16 protein-coding genes and 2 pseudogenes are annotated in these 18,940 nt (G+C 27.0%); 10 read left to right on the forward strand and 8 right to left on the reverse strand.

Annotated elements, in window-relative coordinates:
• Positions 1-55: 55 nt before the first annotated feature.
• Complete coding sequence (gene ciaB / locus GQV94_RS00910; RefSeq protein WP_200169110.1) at positions 56-1,918, reverse strand: invasion protein CiaB; 1,863 nt, start codon at positions 1,916-1,918, stop codon at positions 56-58.
• A 62-nt stretch (positions 1,919-1,980) separates the two neighbouring features.
• On the opposite strand from ciaB, the gene GQV94_RS00915 reads away from it, so the two are divergent.
• Positions 1,981-2,394 (forward strand): acyl-CoA thioesterase, encoded by a 414-nt coding sequence (locus GQV94_RS00915; protein ID WP_200169111.1) that lies wholly within the window; start codon positions 1,981-1,983, stop codon positions 2,392-2,394.
• Positions 2,395-2,426: 32 nt separating this feature from the next.
• Here the strand turns inward: GQV94_RS00915 and kcuS are convergent, their stop codons facing one another.
• A complete protein-coding gene (gene kcuS, locus GQV94_RS00920; RefSeq protein WP_200169112.1) occupies positions 2,427-2,618 on the reverse strand; it encodes a KCU-star family selenoprotein in 192 nt (63 codons plus the stop codon).
• Entirely contained in the window at positions 2,602-4,746 is a 2,145-nt protein-coding gene (locus tag GQV94_RS00925; protein ID WP_200169113.1) for a carbon starvation CstA family protein, read from the reverse strand. The genes kcuS and GQV94_RS00925 overlap by 17 nt, the downstream gene beginning before the upstream one ends.
• A gap of 145 nt (positions 4,747-4,891) precedes the next feature.
• On the opposite strand from GQV94_RS00925, the pseudogene GQV94_RS00930 reads away from it, so the two are divergent.
• A pseudogene (locus tag GQV94_RS00930) lies at positions 4,892-5,747 on the forward strand (hypothetical protein).
• Positions 5,732-6,302 (forward strand): annotated as a pseudogene (locus GQV94_RS00935) (cysteine peptidase family C39 domain-containing protein). The pseudogenes GQV94_RS00930 and GQV94_RS00935 overlap by 16 nt, the downstream one beginning before the upstream one ends.
• Before the next feature lie 40 nt (positions 6,303-6,342).
• Here the strand turns inward: GQV94_RS00935 and GQV94_RS00940 are convergent.
• The 5 genes from GQV94_RS00940 to GQV94_RS00960 all read right to left on the reverse strand — a co-directional run bounded on the left by GQV94_RS00940 (position 6,343) and on the right by GQV94_RS00960 (position 11,364).
• A complete protein-coding gene (locus GQV94_RS00940; protein WP_200169114.1) occupies positions 6,343-7,629 on the reverse strand; it encodes a Cj0814 family flagellar-dependent secreted protein in 1,287 nt (428 codons plus the stop codon).
• Positions 7,630-7,638: 9 nt separating this feature from the next.
• Positions 7,639-8,871 carry a Cj0814 family flagellar-dependent secreted protein gene (locus GQV94_RS00945; RefSeq protein WP_200169115.1) on the reverse strand — a complete coding sequence of 411 codons (1,233 nt, stop codon included), beginning with the start codon at positions 8,869-8,871 and terminating at the stop codon, positions 7,639-7,641.
• A gap of 128 nt (positions 8,872-8,999) precedes the next feature.
• Positions 9,000-9,929 carry a ribose-phosphate pyrophosphokinase gene (locus GQV94_RS00950; protein WP_131186906.1) on the reverse strand — a complete coding sequence of 310 codons (930 nt, stop codon included), beginning with the start codon at positions 9,927-9,929 and terminating at the stop codon, positions 9,000-9,002.
• Positions 9,930-10,008: 79 nt separating this feature from the next.
• Positions 10,009-10,791, reverse strand: coding sequence for a CheR family methyltransferase (locus tag GQV94_RS00955; RefSeq protein WP_200169116.1), 783 nt, complete (start codon positions 10,789-10,791; stop codon positions 10,009-10,011).
• 21 nt (positions 10,792-10,812) lie between these two features.
• On the reverse strand, positions 10,813-11,364 hold the full coding sequence (locus GQV94_RS00960; RefSeq protein ID WP_200169117.1) for a CheB methylesterase domain-containing protein: 552 nt from the start codon (positions 11,362-11,364) through the stop codon (positions 10,813-10,815).
• 149 nt (positions 11,365-11,513) lie between these two features.
• On the opposite strand from GQV94_RS00960, the gene rpiB reads away from it, so the two are divergent.
• Genes rpiB through GQV94_RS00995 form a run of 7 tightly spaced genes read left to right on the forward strand, consistent with a single transcriptional unit; the run spans position 11,514 to position 18,936 of the window.
• The gene (gene rpiB / locus GQV94_RS00965) at positions 11,514-11,951 is read left to right on the forward strand and encodes a ribose 5-phosphate isomerase B (RefSeq protein WP_200169118.1); all 438 of its coding nucleotides are present in this window, start codon (positions 11,514-11,516) and stop codon (positions 11,949-11,951) included.
• A complete protein-coding gene (locus GQV94_RS00970; RefSeq protein ID WP_200169119.1) occupies positions 11,952-12,284 on the forward strand; it encodes a hypothetical protein in 333 nt (110 codons plus the stop codon). It begins immediately after the preceding gene.
• Complete coding sequence (apt, locus tag GQV94_RS00975) at positions 12,281-12,829, forward strand: adenine phosphoribosyltransferase (protein WP_200169120.1); 549 nt, start codon at positions 12,281-12,283, stop codon at positions 12,827-12,829. Before GQV94_RS00970 ends, apt begins: the two co-directional genes overlap by 4 nt.
• 11 nt (positions 12,830-12,840) lie before the next feature.
• On the forward strand, positions 12,841-13,434 hold the full coding sequence (locus GQV94_RS00980) for a DedA family protein (RefSeq protein WP_200169121.1): 594 nt from the start codon (positions 12,841-12,843) through the stop codon (positions 13,432-13,434).
• Positions 13,434-14,885 carry a leucyl aminopeptidase gene (locus GQV94_RS00985; RefSeq protein WP_200169122.1) on the forward strand — a complete coding sequence of 484 codons (1,452 nt, stop codon included), beginning with the start codon at positions 13,434-13,436 and terminating at the stop codon, positions 14,883-14,885. The genes GQV94_RS00980 and GQV94_RS00985 overlap by 1 nt, the downstream gene beginning before the upstream one ends.
• A complete protein-coding gene (gene ychF, locus GQV94_RS00990) occupies positions 14,882-15,991 on the forward strand; it encodes a redox-regulated ATPase YchF (protein ID WP_200169123.1) in 1,110 nt (369 codons plus the stop codon). The genes GQV94_RS00985 and ychF overlap by 4 nt, the downstream gene beginning before the upstream one ends.
• Positions 15,988-18,936 carry an MFS transporter gene (locus GQV94_RS00995; protein WP_234126255.1) on the forward strand — a complete coding sequence of 983 codons (2,949 nt, stop codon included), beginning with the start codon at positions 15,988-15,990 and terminating at the stop codon, positions 18,934-18,936. Before ychF ends, GQV94_RS00995 begins: the two co-directional genes overlap by 4 nt.
• Positions 18,937-18,940 lie beyond the last annotated feature (4 nt).

Genomic DNA, 18,940 nt, shown 5'->3' on the forward strand with positions numbered 1-18,940 from the left:
TAATATTAAAAAGCCTAATTCTAGCATATTTAAAAAGCAATAGCAAGAAAAAACATTAATTTTTCTTATCTTTTTTTATTTTTTTCTCTTTCTCTTTGTATTTTTCAAACTCTTTACTATCATCAAGTTCATTTCCAAGCTTTTTATATAAATCATAATAATATAAAACAAAATTTCTACACTCTTTATTTACAGGTAAAAATATCCCATTTTCCAAAATGCAAAAAATATTTAAAAATTCTTTAGCATCATTTTTTTGAGCATAGTGTTTAGCAAGACTATGATAATTTTGTAAAGTTAAATCTTTAAATTTCTCATAAAACTCTAAAGTAAAATTAACAAATAATTTTTCATCCTTAAAACTCAAAACACCACTTTTAAATAACAAATCAAGATGAATTAAACCCTCTGTATAATAAGGTTTTACTTCTTCTGCTTCTTGCCAAGCAATTAAAGAAATAGATCTTTTAATAAGTTCATAAAATACCGGCATTTTAAGCTCTTCAACTTCATGATAGAAAAAATTTATCAATCCTCCTGTGGTAGCTTTATATTCTTCTATATTTTTAAAATATCCACTCTGATTCATAAGCTTTTCGCTCTCTTGATCTATAAAGAAAATATGACCAAACTCGTGACCTATAGTAGAAATTTCATAAACCTTTTTCCAAATTTCTTCTTTAAAAAAAAGAATTTCTCTTCCATAATCTAAAAAATCTTTTTCAAAAATTACACTTGAAATTTTCATAAAAGGTTTGCTTTTAGCACTTTCATAAACAAAATTTAAAAAAGCAAAAATCTTCTTGCCCGATTTAGCACTTACAAATTCATCATTAGGAACAACTTGAGCAGAAAAAAGTCCTCTAAGCTCCGCTCCATAAAAAATCATAGGGGTACATATATAAAGCTGTGTTTTATTGATATTATTTAAAACTTCGGTTTTTAAATTATTGTTATTTAAATTGATATTTTTACAAACTTTTTCAAAACTAGTATTAATTTGATTGATAAATTCATTTACATCAAAACAACTCTCATCTTGCAATCTAATATCCCATTCTAGTGCTACAGCGTGGGTATAATTATCCTCATAATACTCTAAAGGATGACCAATTTGCAAAGGTGATTTTACTTCCATCCAAGCAAGCTCAGCATTTTGCCAAGCCTCTATAACTTTATTTTCTCGCTTTTCGCAAAAAGCAATTTTTAATTTTATTAGATATTCAATATAGGCAAATTCTTCATTTGAATTTGCAAAAGTTTTAAGCTTATCTATCATAGAATCAAATGCAAATTCAAGTCTTAAAATTTCATTTTCAAAGAATTTAGCATAAGGAACAAATCTCCAAATTTGACCAATTCTAACCAAAACCCCATAACTTCTTTCGCAAATTTGACCATTTCTATCAACCTGATAGAGTTTATTTTGCTTTAAAAATTCCAAGGCTAGATTAAGATCTTTAAACATTGAAGATAAAATCTTATTATTTTTTTCTATAATCTCTTTAGTCCAAGAACTTTCAAAATCATTGATAATTAAGCCTATATTATGAACACCTTGAATAAGAGTTTGATAAAAATTATTTAAAAGTTTTTTATTTTTAATTTCATTAATAAGTTCTTGGTGCTCTCTTTCATAAAATTTTCTTACTTCATCATAAAAAAGATGTTTTATTTTAGTAATTTTTTCTTCGCTAAAATTATTTTTTTCTAGTTCTTTTACTAAATTTTCTTCTTTTAAATCTACTAAACGTCTTAATATAGCCAAAATAGCATTTTTGTTTTTTTTCAAACCACTTAAATTGATTAAAGATTCAAAATAAGGACCAATATCATCTTTATCTAAAATCTCATATAAAGAATTAATTTGTTCTTTTCGTTTTTTTACAAGTAGTAACACTTCTTTAAAATTATTCATAATTTTACTCCTTATAGTTTTAAATTCTATTATAATTAAACATTAAAAATCAAGGAGAAAAAATGAAAGATATGGGAGAGCCAAAACTTAAAATAGTCGCAATGCCAAAAGATACAAATTCTGCAGGCAATATTTTTGGAGGATGGATTTTGTCTCAAATAGATACAGCTGGAGTTATAGCTGCTAGAGAACTTTCCCCTGAAAGAGTTGTAACAATTTCTATGGAGCAAGTCGTTTTTAAACAACCAGTTTTTATAGGTGATATTATTTCGTGTTATGCAAAAATTTTAAAAGTTGGAAATACCTCGATAAAAGTTCAAGTTGAAGTTGTTGCACAAAGAGTAGATAAGCTCGGTTGCATGGCTTGTATCCATGTAACCTCTGCTATTGTAACCTATGTAAGTGTCGATAGAGAAGGTAATAAAAAACCAATTAGTGAAGAATTAAAGAAAATCCATGGTTTTTTAAATTCCTAAATTGTATGATAAAACTTTATCCTAAAAAATTATCAACATTTACTTAATTTGCTATTATATTTATTTTCTAAGCATTCTTTAAAAAACTCTGCTCTAGTTTTGGGAGTTTTTTTAGGATGCTTTTCTTTCATATGCTCTACATACTTATCATAACTTGAAAGTCCTACTAAAGGATGAAAAAACCTTTCGGCTTTTTCATAATAAAATTTAATTTTCTTTAACATTTAAAGAACTGATTTTAATATAAGGACTTTCTTTTAACGGAATTTTTATCTTGCCTATGCAAATTCCTATACAAGAGATAATAACAAGTAAAGTAGTTAGCATAAAAAAGATACATAAAACAGCATCTAAAATATTTCCAAAAACGACGTGAGATAAATTAGAAATTTGTTGTTCTTTTTCTTTTATCTGTTGAGCAAAATTATTTTCATTTTCACTTAAATCTACTTTTTGTGATTTAAATTCTAAAAGCTCATTTTCTAATTTTTCTATATTTTTATTGGCTATTTGAGCAGTAGCTATATGGCTTACTACATTTCTTACCTTGGCTCCTTCTTCATAAGGTAATACCTTTTGTATTCCACCATAAAGAGTTGCCAATAAAACAAAACAAGCTGGAACCAAAGTAACCCAAAGAAATCTTTTTTTACCCATTTTAACAAGTATTACACTTACTAAAAGTAAAGCCATTCCAGCCAACATTTGATTACTTACACCAAAAAGCGGCCATAAAGTATAAATTCCGCCTTTAGGATCTATCGCACCTTGATATAAAAAATAACCCCAACAAGTTACACTTAAAATAGTAGCTAAAATTCCTGCAAAATAATTATGAGTATTTCCTAAAGGCTTATATATATTTCCTAAAATATCTTGAACCATAAATTTAGAAGTTCTAGTTCCAGCATCAACAGCAGTTAAAATAAATAAAGCTTCAAATAAAATGGCAAAATGATACCAAAAACCCATAAATTCAACTCCACCAAAAATTTTATGCAAAATCAAAGTAACGCCTAAAGCGAATGTTGGAGCTCCTCCTGTTCTTGATAATATACTTTGCTCTCCTATATCCTTAGTAAGTTGCATAATTTCTTGCGGTGTTACACTAAATCCCCAATCACTAATAATTTTTGCAGCACTTACTAAATCATTCCCTATTAAAGCCGAAGAGGAATTTACAGCAAAATAAATTCCAGGATGTAAAATACAAGCACAAATTAAAGCCATAATAGCCACAGCACTTTCAGCAAGCATAGCGCCATAACCAACCAATAAAGCGTGCTCTTCATTTTCAAGCATTTTAGGACTTGTTCCGCTTGAAATTAATGCGTGAAATCCACTAATGGCACCACAAGCTATAGTAATGAACAAGAAAGGAAAAATCGATCCAGCAAAAACAGGACCTGTTCCATCAAGATACTGATAATTAATTTTTGGCATCTGAAAATCAGGCATAACAATCACAATAGCCAAAGCCATTACGACTATAACACCAATTTTTAAAAAAGTAGCAAGATAGTCTCTTGGCGCCAAAAAGAACCATACAGGCAAAAGTGATGAAATAAACCCATAGCCCATAATCATAAAAGCCAATGTTGGGGCATCAAAAGTAAAAAATTTAGACCAATAAGGATCTGCTGCAACAACACTACCATAATGAATTGCTAAAATTAAAAGTACAAAACCTATAATAGAAGTTTCGCCTACTTTTCCAGGACGAATAAAACGCATATAAATACCCATAAATATAGCAATAGGAATAGTCATAGCAATAGTAAATAAACCCCAAGGAGAATTTGCTAAAGACTTTACCACAACCATAGCTAAAATAGCAATGATAATAATCATGATTCCAAAAATAGCTATCATAGCTACAGCACCGGTAAAATTCCCCATCTCATCTTTTATCATTTCACCAAGAGAACGACCTTTTCTCCTCATAGAAATAAAAAGAACTAAAAAGTCATGCACAGAACCTGCCAAAACTCCACCAATTAAAATCCAAATCATAGAAGGTAAATAACCCATTTGAGCAGCCAAAACAGGACCAACTAAAGGACCAGCTCCAGCAATAGCTGCAAATTGGTGACTAAATAAAACAATTTTATTTGTTGGAACAAAATTTTGTCCATCATTTTCAACTCTTGCAGGTGTAGCACGATTTCTATCAAGCTCTAAAACTTTATAAGCCACAAAACGACCATAAAATCTATATGCTATCATATAAATACATACAGCAGATACAACCAAATAAAGAGCTGAAACTTTCTCTCCATTTTGTAAAGCCAAATAGCAAAAACAACAAGCTCCAAGCAAGGCAACAAAAAACCATAAAATTTTATTAACCATTTTTGTTTATCCTCCTTTATTGGATAATCGTTAAATTATAATTAATAAAATATTAATTTAATTTAAATTTTTTTAAAATTTAAAATATTAAAATTCACAAATATTTTTTGCTTAAAAATTGGGCAATATTTTAAAAGGATAAAGAATGAGAAAAATTATTTTTATTTATATAGTTTTAAATGCTTATCTTTTTGCTAGCGATGAGTTAAATATAGACAATTTATTTAAAAAGCAAATAGGCTTAAGAAGTATTACAAGCTTATCACTTCTTAGCACAGGAAATTCTCATTCTTACTTTCTTTATCCAAATATAGGAATAAATGGGGATTTAAATGTTTGGAATGATACAAAACAACTTTATTTAAATCAAACTTTTATTTATACGCTTACGCCTAGTTTTGATTTACTTATCTCAGGTGGTGGAAATTATGCAAGATTAAGAGTATAACAATATTATTTCAGGTGCTTATACAAGCAAAAATACTTTAAATTTTGATTCTTTATGGATAGGCTTTATTTATACAGGAGAGAGTATTGCGGATTTTGTCCCACAGATTAAATTTCAAACAGCAATCATTCAAAGAGAAAAAACAGTTTTGCAAACTAAAAACTTTTATTTTCAATCCCAAAGTTTAGAAGCCAGTTTAAGAGGATATAGCGATCCTGTGGTATATAGCATTTATACAGGTTTTGGTTATAATCAAACAAGAAAATTTAAAATTGCAAAAATAAAATATGGAAATAGCATTTATGCAGGCGGGAGTCTATCCATTATCTTAAGCCCTAAAATTACTTTAGATTTGGGAGCAGAGCAAAGATTTCAAACGGCACAAAAAATTAATGGTATAAAAAACTCAGAATTAAGATCAATCCCTACAATTAGTGGTGGTTCTACTTATAGTATCAATCAAGATACAGCTATTTCAGTCAGTGCAAGTCTAGGCGGAAGCTCTGCTGCTCCTGATGCAATTTTTGGTATCAATCTGTGGAAAAAATTCTAAAAATAGCATTAATAGTTGCTCTTTTGCCTTTATTTTTAAAGGCAGAATTTGTAGTTAAGTCTTACCAAGAAATCAAAAATGAAAAAGTTGTAAGGCAAAATTATGAAGAATCTTGTGGCGCTGCTTCTTTAGCTACACTTATCAATATACTTGATGATAATAATTTAACAGAACTAGACTTGTTAAAAACTATGAGCAATCAAAAGCTTTATACAGATATGGTAAGCTTTGCAGATTTAAATGATGCAGTAAAAAAGCTTGGCTATGAAAGCAAATCTTATAAAGTCGATAGAAAGATTTTAGAAAATATTACATCTGTTCCTATTTTAGTAAAGATTGAAGATGATCCACGCTTTCCACATTTTGTAGTGATTATAAATCATAAAGGTAATTATTTACAAATACTTGATCCAAGCTATGGAGAATATATCAAATTTTATAAGGTATAATAAAGGTGGATTTGCTTTAGTTGTTAATCCTAAAAAACAACTCAAAGATTACAAACTCAATCTACCCAAATCTTTAAATTTTGAAATAGAACATTTTAGATTTTAATATCACAATTAAGCGATATTAATTTCTTTTTATTTACTTCCTAAACCCTAGTTTGTCCTATAAGATTATTAAGTCTATCCATTATAGAATCAGCATAGGAATTAATGGTGCTAGGTTTTGCTTTCCAGCCATTAGCAAGAGCTTGTTTAATTTCAGCATCTAAAGCCCAATTACCCATAGCAGATTCTTTAGGAATGTTATTTTCATACATATATAAATCACCTTCTGCTATGCCATGCTCTGCCCAGTATCTAAAAAAGCTTTTAAAGTCACTTTTACCTGTCATAATACTATCAATGTTAATTGCAAGACCACTAAAACTCTCCTTAGCCATAGCCCTATTATAAGCTTCTATTGTTGGATTAAGTGTGGTTTTTGGACTCTCAACGGGTTGTCCACCTTGAGATTTTAAAAAACTCATAAACAAAGTTTCTTTAGAATAACTTCCATCTTCATTTTGTGGATAAACTGACATATCAGGATTAAATTGCCAATCTTCACCTTTAGAAACATTTTTGATTTCTTCTAAGGATAAACCTAAAGTCTCAGATGATAATCCTTTGATCATACATCCTGAATCAAGCCAAATTTCATCAGCTTCTTTTGCTTGTTCAGGGGTTTTATAAACATTTGAAATTAAAGAATTTGAAAAATCTCTTAGGTGAGTGATATTCATTCTATTGCTTGGATCATTAAAGTCCATTGATTGCGTTCCACTTACACCATAACCACTAGGCATAGAATTTATATCTGCTTCACTAAAACTTGTTTTATCATTTGGAAAACTTTGACCTAAAGCATTAGAAAAAAGATTGTAGTATTGTTTAATGGTTTCAGCCATATCAATATTAGTATAATACTCGCTTACACCAAAATATTGTTTCATATCTGCAATATAAGGCTCATTTTCGGCAGCTTTTTTAATCTCATCCAAAGTAGATTTATGTATCTTAAAATCTTCAGGCAATCCTGCGGCTTTGTTAAAATCACTTCCCATATAGCCATCTTTATCTACACTATAACCATAAGCTGTATTAGTGCTTAAATCAGCTTGTTTATATTTTAAAGTATAAATAGAGTTTTTAAATTCACTTGATATATTATAATTAGGAGTATCGGTATAAACATTATTTTTATTGGATAATACTTCATTAAATGCTATATTTTGAGTATTCTTACTTTGAATTTCATTTAATTTAGTGACATTTTGTTTTAAAAAAACATTTGCAAAATTTATTTTTGAATTTTCTTTACTTTCTTTATTTGCTTTACTTTGTGAAAGTATAGAGCCATAACTTGAATTATCATTTATACTAAAGATGCTCATATTAAATCCTTAAACTCTAGTTTCACTCATTAGCTTATCTAATCTATCCATTATATTATTTACATAAGAATTTATACTTTCATTACTTGCTTTCCAACCATTAGCTTTTGCTTGATTAAATTCTCTATCAAACCAAGCTCCACCATAACCTATGCTTGTATTTTGCCATTTAACTCCTTTATCCATTGCATATATATCTGCATCAAGCCATCCATCTTGTGCATAACCTTTTAATAGCTTAGCAAAATCAACTTTACCTGTCATAATGTCATCTAAGGAGACACTAAAAGAAGGATTTGCTTTTCTTTCTAGTTCAAATTTTGCTTCTAAAGCTTTTGCTTCAGGGCTCAAAACAACTTGATTTGAAGATGGAAAAGGCGGATAGGATTTTAAAAAACTCATAAACAAAGCTTCTTTAGAATAGCTTCCATCTTCATTTTGTGGATAAACTGACATATCAGGATTAAAGCCATCTTCAATTGAATAACCTTGCTCCATACTTTGTGGAGAAAAGTCAAGTTTTGTAAGGTTCATGCCCAAATTCATAGTAGAATATTTAATTGCTTGTGCTTCGTGAAATTGTTCTGCATTAAATATATTTTTTACAATTTGTTCTTGGTTATCATTATAATCACTATTTAATCCTTTTGGTAATTGTTCCAAATCTGCTTTGCTAAAACTTGTTTTATCATTTGGAAATACACTTATTACTTGATTAAAGCTATTATAATAGGATTTAACAATAGAAGCCATATCAAAGCTATTATAATAATTCCCACTAGTTTCACTAGCCATATTTTCTTGATTAAATCTTTCTATCTCATCCAAAGTAGATTTATGTATTTTAAAATCTTTTGGCAATCCTGCAGCTTTATTAAAGTCTTCTCCCATATAGCCATCTTTATCTACACTATAGCCATAAGCTGTATTAGTATTTAAATCTACTTGTTTATATTTTAGAGTATAAATAGAGTTTTTAAATTCACTAGCTATATCATAATTAGGAGAATTTGTTTTAGTATAATAATTCTTATTGATATTATTGTTAGTAGAATTTAATACTTCACTTCTTATTAAAGTTTGTGAATTTGCACTTTGAATTTCATTTAACTTACTAGCATTTTGTTTTAAAAAAGTATTTGCAAAATTTATTTTTGAATTTTCTTTACTTTCTTTATTTGCTTTACTTTGTGAAAGTATAGAGCCATAGTTTGAGTTATCATTGATGCTAAAGATGCTCATATTAAATCCTTTATTTAGATTTTCTGCCTTCAATCTAAATATAAAATAATACAAGCAATATTTATTCCATTTTAGAATAAAATGGAATAAATATTTATTTTTTAATCTTTATATATTTTTATTAATTTTTAGATAAATAAAGAATTAACACTTTCATTATGATAAACACGGCGTATAACTTCTGCAAAAATTGGAGCTACACTTAATACTTTAATGTTAGGGAGTTCTTTTTTAAGAGGAATTGTATCTGTAACAACAAGTTCATCTAGCGCACTATTTTGAATTCTTTCATATGCTGCTCCGCTTAATACAGGATGAGTACAACAAGCCATAACCGATCTTGCCCCTCTATCTTTTAAAACCTCAGCAGCTTTTACTATAGTTCCTGCAGTATCTATAATATCATCAACCAAAATCACTTCTTTATCTTTAACATCGCCTATGATATTCATAACTTCGCTTTCATTAGCTCTTTCTCTTCTTTTATCAACGATAACAATATCAAGACCTAAATGTTTTGCAACACTTCGCGCTCTTGCAATCCCTCCTATATCAGGACTTGCAATGATTGCATTTTTAAAATGTTTATTTTTTATATAGTCATTAAAAACTATACTTCCATAAAGATTATCAACTGGAATATCAAAAAAACCTTGAATTTGACCTGCATGCAAATCAATAGTTGCAACACGATCAATTCCTGAAGTTTGAATTAAATTAGCAACTAGTTTGGCTGTAATTGGAACCCTAGGATTAGCTTTTCTATCTTGTCTTGCATATCCAAAATAAGGAACAATTGCGGTAATAGAATTAGCGCTTGATCTTCTTAAAGCATCTGTTAAAATCAAAAGCTCCATTAAATTATCATTTGTTGGAACGCAAGTGCTTTGTATAATAAAAACATCTTTTCCACGAACACTTTCATCAATTTGAACACTAATTTCACCATCACTAAAACGCTTAATACCTGCATCACTTAAAGGTAAAGAAAGATATTTTGAAATTTCTTTTGCGAAATTAATATTAGCTGAACCTGAAAAAATTTTATAACCACGCATAAATATCCTTAAAAGTTAAAACGGCATTCTATTAAAATAAATATTAAAAAATGCTGTAAAATAAAGATCTTCAAATGATTTATATTTTTTCGTAATATACACCTTTAGAAGAAAAAACTTTTTTAAACAATTCTATATCAGGAGCTAAATCGGCATTTCCAATATATAATCTTCCTTTATTATTTAAAATTTTATAAAAATGCTCCATAAGTTTTAACTTAGAATCATAATTAAAATAAATCATCATATTTCTCGATACAATAATATCAAATTTTCCAAGTCTTAAAAATTTATCTTCAAAAACATTACAAAGCTCAAATTTACAAGGACAAAGTTCGCTTTTATTGATAGTATATATTTCATCTTCTCTTGTAAAAAATTTATTTTTTTCAATCTCGCTAAGTCTTTGCAATGTCCTTCCTTGATATTTTCCTAATTTTGCTTTTTCTATAACATTAGAATTTATATCAATTCCTAAAATATCTATATCTTTAACGTAATTTTGACTAGCTAAAATAGCTAAAGAATATACTTCTTCTCCCGTTGAACAAGGAGCGCTTAAAACCCTTACACTTTTTTCCAAACTTTTAATATAATAAATTGCTTCTTTTAGTTGCTCAAGTTCTCTTAAAAAATATGTTTCACCTATGGTAACAAAATCTAAAGTTTCTTGTTTTAATTTCTGATTAACTTTTAATTTGAGCAAAAAATTTTGAAAATTATCAAATCCATGTTCTAATAAAAATTTAGATAATTTTAAAGATAAGGTATTTTTTTTATCAGTTAAATCTATACCGCTTATTTCGTTGATTATTTTTACAAATTCATTAAATTCAAATTCATTAAGACTCTTTGTTTCCATAGATACTCCTTAATATTATTCTTATTCAATAAAATCTAAAATCTCTTTTTTAATTTCTTTCAAACTCATAGGCTTTAAGTCAGGATTTAAATCTTTAGCTCTTTTGGGCATTCCATAAACTACAGAATCTGCTTCATTTTCACATAAACACTTTACTCCGGCTTTATAGAGCTTAAGCAAAGATTTTGCCCCATCATTTCCCATACCTGTTAAAATAATAGCTAGTATTTTATTTGTTTTACTAAGTTCAATTGCAGAATTAAAAAGTAAATCAACACTTGGTTTAAAATCTGACAAAATCTCATCTTGCCATATTGCAACTGGATTTAAAGAACCTGTTAAAATAGTATTTTTTTGGCAAATATAAATTTTATTTGACAGCATTTCTTTATCATTTATAATACATACTTCGCTTAAAGCTTCTTTGTTAAACTGATTTACAAAAGAAGGAATAAAACTTTGACTCATATGCTGAGCTATAATAATACAAGTATTTTTAATATTTACATCTTTTAGTAAATATTTAAGCTGATTAGGTCCGCCTGTAGAAGATCCTATGAGTATAAACTTCATTAACTAATTTCCCTTGATATTTATAAAGATATTTTGGAATATTATTGTATCACAAAAATATTTAGCATATTTTATATTTTAAATTAATTATTTTTATACTTTATTATGATAAAATAAATCTTAATTTTAGTTAGATTGGGTTTTTTAATATGCTTAAAGAACAAATTTATATTGCCAGTGATCACGCTGGTTTTAAACTTAAAGAACAAATTTGTATTTTTTTTCAAAACCAAAATATTACTTTTATCGATTTAGGAACGCATGATACTTCAAGCTGTGATTATCCTGATTTTGCTCATTTACTCGCTAGTAAAATTGATGATAAAAGTTTTGGAATTTTAATTTGTGGATCAGGGATTGGCATTTCAATTGCTGCAAATAGACATAAAAACATTCGCTGTGCTTTATGCAATGAAAGTCTTAGCGCAAAACTAGCTAGAAAACACAATAATGCAAATGTTTTAGCTTTAGGTGGAAGACTTATTGGGGTTGATTTGGCGATTGATATTATTCAAAATTTTATCCAAACACCTTTTGATCAGGGAAGACATATTAATAGAATTCAAAAAATTGAAATAGGATTATAAATGTTTTTAGATTGGCTTATATTAACTTTGCTTATTTGTATCAGTATTTATTTAATTGTTATGTTGTTTTATTATAAAACACTACTTCATAAAGAAAAACACTCTAAAGAGTTTATTAAACGTAATCTTGATGATACAGAAATCATCATAAGAAAACTTCAAGTTCAACTTCAAAGGAGTCTAGGAAATATAGATATTTTAACAGAAGAGCTTAATAAAATTAAAGCTGATTTAACTTCACTTAGAACTAGAAATTCTCAATATCGATTAGAGAATGATAAATTAAGACAAAGAATTAAAGAATTAGAAGCAAAAATAGAGGCATTATTATGATAACATTAAACACAGAAGAACAAAAATATTTACTTAATACAATTAGAACCATTGCAGATTTTCCTAAAAAAGGTATTCAATTTAGAGATATTACAACCCTACTTAATGACAAAAAAGCTTTATCTTTTTTGTTAAATCATTTACAAGAACGCTATAAAAATACAACTCTTGATTTTATTGCTGGGGCAGAAAGTCGTGGATTTATTTTTGCTGCTATGCTTTGTGCAAGACTTGATATTCCTTTTGTTCCTATAAGAAAACCTAAAAAACTTCCTTACAAAACATTTTCTTGCAAATATGAATTAGAATATGGAAGCGATACTTTAGAAATTCATCAAGATGCATTTAAAGGAATTCCAAATGCTAAAGTACTTCTTGTTGATGATTTAATAGCAACTGGAGGAACTGCTATAGCTTCTTGTGAGCTAATACAAAAAGCTGGAGGGCAATGTGTAGAATCTTGCTTTTTACTTGAATTAAAAGATTTAAAAGGGGCTGAAAAACTCTCTAGTATTACTTCAGTTTATAGTATTTTACAAATTTAGAAAGGCCTATTATGGAAGATTTTTTAAAAAATTTACTTTATAATTATAAAGATCTTGCCTATATTATCATCTTTGTATGGTGTATGTTAGAAGGGGAACTTGCTTTAATTTTAGCAGGAATTTTTGCTCATCAAGGTCATGTTAATTTAGGTTTAGTCATTTTTATAGCAGGTCTTGGAGGCTTTGCTGGAGATCAAGTTTATTTTTATATTGGAAGATATAATAAAAAATATATACAAAAAAAACTTAGAACGCAAAGGCGTAAATTCGCAGTAGCTCATTTGCTTTTACAAAAATTTGGTTGGCCTATTATTTTTATTCAACGCTATATGTATGGCTTTAGAACAATTATACCTATGAGTATTGGCATTACAAGATATAGTGCTAAAAAATTTGCTATTATTAATCTCTTTAGCGCTTGGGTTTGGGCAAGCATTACTATACTTTTAGCTTGGTATTTTGGAGAAGCCATTTGGAAGGCAGTTAGCTGGGCAGAAGAGCATTGGTATTATGCTGCTTTGATTATTATATTATTTTTATTGCTTTTATTATTTGGTTTTAAGCAAATGGAAAAATCTTTATTAAAAGAAAAAAGGAAGAAATGATGAAATTTGAACTTAGCTCAAAAAATATTGAAGAGATTGCAGCTGATTTTGAACTTATTTTTATACAAAATAAAAATATAAAGAATTTAAAAGAATATAAAAATTTCTTTGATCTTAACAATTATAAGGGTGAAGGATTATGTATTGATTTACATAATAAAAAATTGTTTATAGAACTTAAAAGCCTTAATTATGAAGATATAAGAAAAAGTTTTTATGAGGCCTATAAATGTCTTGAAAAATTAAATATTAAAACTATAAAAACCCCTTCTATAATAGGAGAATGTGTTGTTAGAAGCTTTGCTTCTTTGGTTGAGGGAATTATTTTTGCTACATATAAATTTGATAAATATAAAAGTGAAAAAAATCAATCAAATATTAAAAAAATCATTATAGCTAAAAATGATATTAATGGTAAAAAATTTAACCAAAATGAAGCAAAAATAGGAATTACAAGAGGTGATATTTTAGCTAATGCTACAAATTTCACAAAAAATATTGTTAATGAATTTCCAGAATTTTATACCCCGCTTCGAATGGCAGAAGATGCTAAAAATTTAGCAAAATCAAATAAAAATATAACGTGTAAAATTTATGATGAAAAATTTTTAGTCAAAGAAAAAATGAATGCTTTTTTAGCAGTTAATCGCTCATCTATCCATCCTCCACGTCTTATTCACCTTAGCTATAAGCATAAAAATGCAAAAAAACGTATTGTATTTGTGGGCAAAGGTTTAACTTATGATAGCGGCGGACTTAGCTTAAAACCTTCAGATTATATGGTTACTATGAAAGCAGATAAAAGCGGTGCTGCCGCTGCTATGGGAATTATAAAAGCAATAGCTGAGCTTGAATTGGAATTTGAAGTTCATTGTATCATCGGTGCTACAGAAAATATGATAGGTGGAAATTCTTACAAACCTGATGATATATTAATCTCAAGAGAAGGTGTTAGTATAGAAGTAAGAAATACTGATGCAGAAGGGAGATTGGTGCTGGCTGATTGTCTTTCTTTTGCACAAGATTTAAAACCTGATTTACTTATAGACTTAGCTACTTTAACAGGAGCTTGTGTCGTAGGACTTGGAGAATATACAAGTGCTATTATGGGAAATAACGAAGATTTACAAAATGAATTTTATATATCAAGTAAAAAAAGTGGAGAATATACAACTATATTACATTTTAATCCCTATCTTAAAGAACTTATTAAATCAAATATAGCAGATGTTTGCAATGTTTCATCGAGTCGTTATGGAGGAGCAATTACTGCTGGACTTTTCTTAGATAAATTTATACGCAAAGAATACAAAGATAAATGGTTGCACTTAGATATTGCAGGTCCTGCTTATATAGAAAAAAATTGGGGCTATATGAATTTTGGAGCAAGTGGAGCTGGAGTTAGAATGTGTGTAAATTTCTTAATTCATCTTTTAAGGAAAAATAAATGAGTCTTTCTGTAGGAATAGTAGGACTTCCTAATGTAGGAAAATCAACAACTTTTAATGCTTTAACTAAAACACAAAATGCACAAAGTGCTAATTATCCTTTTTGCACTATAGAACCAAACAAAGCATTGGTTGAAGTTCCTGACTCACGTCTTGATCAATTAGCCAAAATTGTTAATCCACAAAAAATTATAAGATCTTTAATTGAATTTGTAGATATAGCTGGACTTGTTAAAGGAGCAAGTAAAGGAGAGGGTCTTGGTAATAAATTTCTTTCTAACATTAGAGAAACTGAGGTTATTTTACATATAGTGCGTTGCTTTGAAGAGGAAAATATCACCCACGTTGAAGGAAGTGTAGATCCTATAAGAGATATTGAAATTATCAATACAGAGCTTATTTTAGCTGATATTGAACAATTAAATAAAAAAATAGAAAAACTTTCTAAAGAGGCAAAAGCCAATCAAAAAGGAGCTAAAGAAGCATTAGAATTAGCTTCACATTTACTTGATCATCTTAATAAAGGCTTGATGGCAAAAACTTTCGAAAAACAAGATAGTGAAATTTATCAAAATCTTATTAAAGAATTAAGATTACTCTCTGCTAAAGAAGTAATTTATGGAGCAAATGTTGATGAAAATACTCTTAATGAAGATAATCATTATGTAAAAACTCTAAAAGAATATGCAAAAAAACAAAATCAAGAAGTGATTAAACTTTGTGCTAAAATAGAAGAAGAATTAAGCACTCTTAGCACAGAAGAAAGTTATGAATTTTTAAATTCTTTAGGAATTAAAGAAAGCGGACTTGATCAAATTATCCGCACAAGTTTCCATAAGCTTGGCTTTATTAACTATTTTACTGCTGGAGTAGTAGAAGTGCGCTCTTGGACTATTAAAAAGGGCTGGAAAGCTCCAAAAGCTGCAAGCGTTATTCATAATGATTTTGAAAAAGGTTTTATTAAAGCTGAAGTAATTTCTTATGAAGATTTCATTCATTATGGAGGGGAAGCTAAAGCTAAAGAAGCAGGAAAATTGCGTTTAGAAGGAAAAGATTATTTAGTTAATGACGGAGATGTTATGCATTTTAGGTTTAATGTAAGTAAATGAGAGATTTTTTCCTAAAAAAAATTAGTCAAGTTTATATTCTTTTATTGTCAATATTTATAAATGTTTTTATTTATGCAACCCATAAAACAATAACCGAAAATATCATTTATAATACCTATGAAAAAGATTTACATTTTTTTTTCATTACATTAAATGATATTTTATTTTTTCTACCCTTTGTTTTATTTTATCCTATAATTGAATTTTTTAATATTTTTTATTTTAAAAAACATATTATGAAATTATTGGGTTTTTTGTTGTTTTTATTGTCTTTAATTATTTGCATATCTTATTATAATCATATTTTTTGGCTGATTTTATTTTTAAATTTTCTATTAGCTTTATTTAATTCTTTTTATTTTCCTATTTTTTATGCTTATATATTGAAAATAATTCAAAAACAATTTGTATTAAAAATTAATTTATTAATTGGCATTGGTAGTGCTTTGGCAATTTTAATTGCTTTTGGAATATCTTATTTTTATTTAAACAAAAATAATATTTTTAATTTTATAAATTTCATTGGTATTTCTTTTATTATTTTATCTTTAATAAATTTAGCTTTAAGCTATAAACTTTCAATTTTACAAGAAAAAAAGATTGCATATTCATTAAAGCGCTATTTAAAGAAAAAAATTTTTATAAAAAATTTAAAATCAATAATTAAAGAACCAATTCTTTTTCCTTCTATTTTAGGAATTTCCATATTTTTATTATTGCTAGAATCTTATATAATATTATTTCCTATATACGTTAGAGATATTTTACTTGAGGATAGTTTATTTTATCTTTATTTAAATTTTATATTTTTAACCATAGGATTTATCTTTGGTTCTTTTGTTTTTAAAAGATTTTCAATATCTTATCTTGAATTTGGATTTATTCCTTTTGCTCTTTTTGGTTCTTGCATTTTAACTCTATTATTGCCTTATATATTAAATCATTTTATAATCTTTTTTTTATTTGGGTTTTGCGGATCTTTTGTAATCATTCCTTTTTTTACCCTGATACAACTGCACTCTCAAGTAAAAAAAATACAAAAAGTTATTCTTGTAAATAATTTTTTACAAAGTACTATTATTTTAAGTTGTATTCTGACTATCTTTTTACTTGTATTTATTAAATTTAATTTAAACTATATTTTTTATATTCTTACAATTATTGCTTTTATTATGTCTTTATACATATTTAAAAAACTTCCTTTTTTATTGGTAAGATTTTTAATTAGTTTTTCTTTTTTTCACCATTATAAATTTTTAATCAATGGATTTGAAAATCTATCAAATCAAAAAGGGATTTTATTGATAGGAAATCATAATAGTTTTCTTGATTGGGCTATTATACAAATGGTTATTCCTAGAAAAATTCATTTTATTATGGATAATAATCTTTTTTCTCCTTGGTATATTAAACTTTTTATTAAAAAATTTAACTTTATGTCTAAAAATCTAGAAGAAAGCCTTAAACTACTTAACAAAGGTGCAATAGTTTGTATTTTCACAGATAAAACAAACTATAATTTGCAAAATATTATTTTAGATCAGCAAATAAAAATTATACCTTTTCATATCAAAAGTATATGGGATAGTTCTTTTGATAAAAATAATGAAGAATTTTCTTTAAAAAATAGATCTATAAATCAAAAATATATTTGCATTGCCTTTGGCAAAGAAATAAATTCTCTTTGTCAAAAAGAAATTCAAGAATGTATATTAAAACTATCATTTAAAACTTGGCAAATGCGATGCGAAACTACGCATACTATAACAAGAACTTGGATTGATTGTGCTAAAAAAAATCTTTCTCGTATTGCATTTATTGATCCTTTAAATAATATATCATTTACTTATCGAAAGCTTTTAGTTTTAACTTTTATATTAAGCAAAATAATCAAAAAAAACTCTAAAACACTAAATATACATTTTTCAAGAGGAAGTTATGCGCCAAAAGAAGAATGTATAGGAATTTTACTTCCAAATTCATTTGAAAATCTGCTTTGCAATCTTAGTATTTTATTATCACAAAAAGTTATTATAAATTTAAATTATAATGATAAAAATATTTATTCCATTATTCAAAATTCAAATATCAAACAAATTTATACATCAAAAGTTTTTTTTGAAAGTCTTAATTTAAATTTCAATGATAAAAATATTCATTTAATTTTTATGGAAGATATTTTAAAAACTATAAAAGATCAACAAAATAAAATATTTTTATATACGCTTTTAATAAGTGTTTTTCCAAAAAGTCTTTTAAAACTTATATTTTCGCCTTCAAAAAATAATCTTGCCATTACAAATATAAATTACGAAAATAATCAAGGTATTATGTTTAACAATCGCAATATTCTAAGCACTATTATGCAAATATCAGATCGATTTAATTTAAGAAATGATGATATGATATCATCTTCATTGCCTACTTATAGTTTTTTTGGCTTTATTATGACTTTCCTTCCTATTTTAACTGGAGTTAAAGCTATTATTAATACAAATTTTAAAAATAAAATTGCAAATCAAATTACAATAATATGCGAAGAAACAAATGCCTTTAAAAATTACATTCAAACTTTAAATGAAAACACATTTATAAATACAAGAATTATTTTAAGTGGTGGCAAAATCGATCAAAATATTAAAGAAGAATTTGAGTCAAAATTTAAAAAAAGAATTTTTTCTACATTTGGATTAAATGAACTTTCACCTATAATAAGTATTAATACAAATTCAAATCAAAATAACTTGGGTCAAATTCTAGATGGTATAGCTATAAAAATCGATACAGATGGAACTATATTATTAGGTGGACATCAAGTTATGGTTGGATATTTAAACAATAAAAAACTAACCGATGAAGCGATTAAAGAAATAGATGGGATACGCTGGTATAACACGAAAAAAATAGGATATATTGATGAAAATAATTCTTTATATATGTTATAAAGAA

Origin of the sequence: Campylobacter sp. TTU_617, assembly GCF_016599045.1 — a bacterium.
Taxonomy (GTDB): domain Bacteria; phylum Campylobacterota; class Campylobacteria; order Campylobacterales; family Campylobacteraceae; genus Campylobacter_D.

Bases quoted from the DNA above. Each gene is read 5' to 3' on its own strand.
- GQV94_RS00945 (WP_200169115.1), bottom strand. From the start codon at position 8,871: ATGAGCATCTTTAGCATCAATGATAACTCAAACTATGGCTCTATACTT.
- ciaB (WP_200169110.1), bottom strand. From the start codon at position 1,918: ATGAATAATTTTAAAGAAGTGTTACTACTTGTAAAAAAACGAAAAGAA.
- GQV94_RS00925 (WP_200169113.1), bottom strand. From the start codon at position 4,746: ATGGTTAATAAAATTTTATGGTTTTTTGTTGCCTTGCTTGGAGCTTGT.
- ychF (WP_200169123.1), top strand. From the start codon at position 14,882: ATGAGTCTTTCTGTAGGAATAGTAGGACTTCCTAATGTAGGAAAATCA.
- apt (WP_200169120.1), top strand. From the start codon at position 12,281: ATGATAACATTAAACACAGAAGAACAAAAATATTTACTTAATACAATT.
- GQV94_RS00985 (WP_200169122.1), top strand. From the start codon at position 13,434: ATGAAATTTGAACTTAGCTCAAAAAATATTGAAGAGATTGCAGCTGAT.
- GQV94_RS00980 (WP_200169121.1), top strand. From the start codon at position 12,841: ATGGAAGATTTTTTAAAAAATTTACTTTATAATTATAAAGATCTTGCC.
- GQV94_RS00960 (WP_200169117.1), bottom strand. From the start codon at position 11,364: ATGAAGTTTATACTCATAGGATCTTCTACAGGCGGACCTAATCAGCTT.
- GQV94_RS00970 (WP_200169119.1), top strand. From the start codon at position 11,952: ATGTTTTTAGATTGGCTTATATTAACTTTGCTTATTTGTATCAGTATT.
- GQV94_RS00995 (WP_234126255.1), top strand. From the start codon at position 15,988: ATGAGAGATTTTTTCCTAAAAAAAATTAGTCAAGTTTATATTCTTTTA.
- kcuS (WP_200169112.1), bottom strand. From the start codon at position 2,618: ATGTTAAAGAAAATTAAATTTTATTATGAAAAAGCCGAAAGGTTTTTT.
- GQV94_RS00940 (WP_200169114.1), bottom strand. From the start codon at position 7,629: ATGAGCATCTTTAGTATAAATGATAATTCAAGTTATGGCTCTATACTT.
- rpiB (WP_200169118.1), top strand. From the start codon at position 11,514: ATGCTTAAAGAACAAATTTATATTGCCAGTGATCACGCTGGTTTTAAA.
- GQV94_RS00950 (WP_131186906.1), bottom strand. From the start codon at position 9,929: ATGCGTGGTTATAAAATTTTTTCAGGTTCAGCTAATATTAATTTCGCA.
- GQV94_RS00955 (WP_200169116.1), bottom strand. From the start codon at position 10,791: ATGGAAACAAAGAGTCTTAATGAATTTGAATTTAATGAATTTGTAAAA.
- GQV94_RS00915 (WP_200169111.1), top strand. From the start codon at position 1,981: ATGAAAGATATGGGAGAGCCAAAACTTAAAATAGTCGCAATGCCAAAA.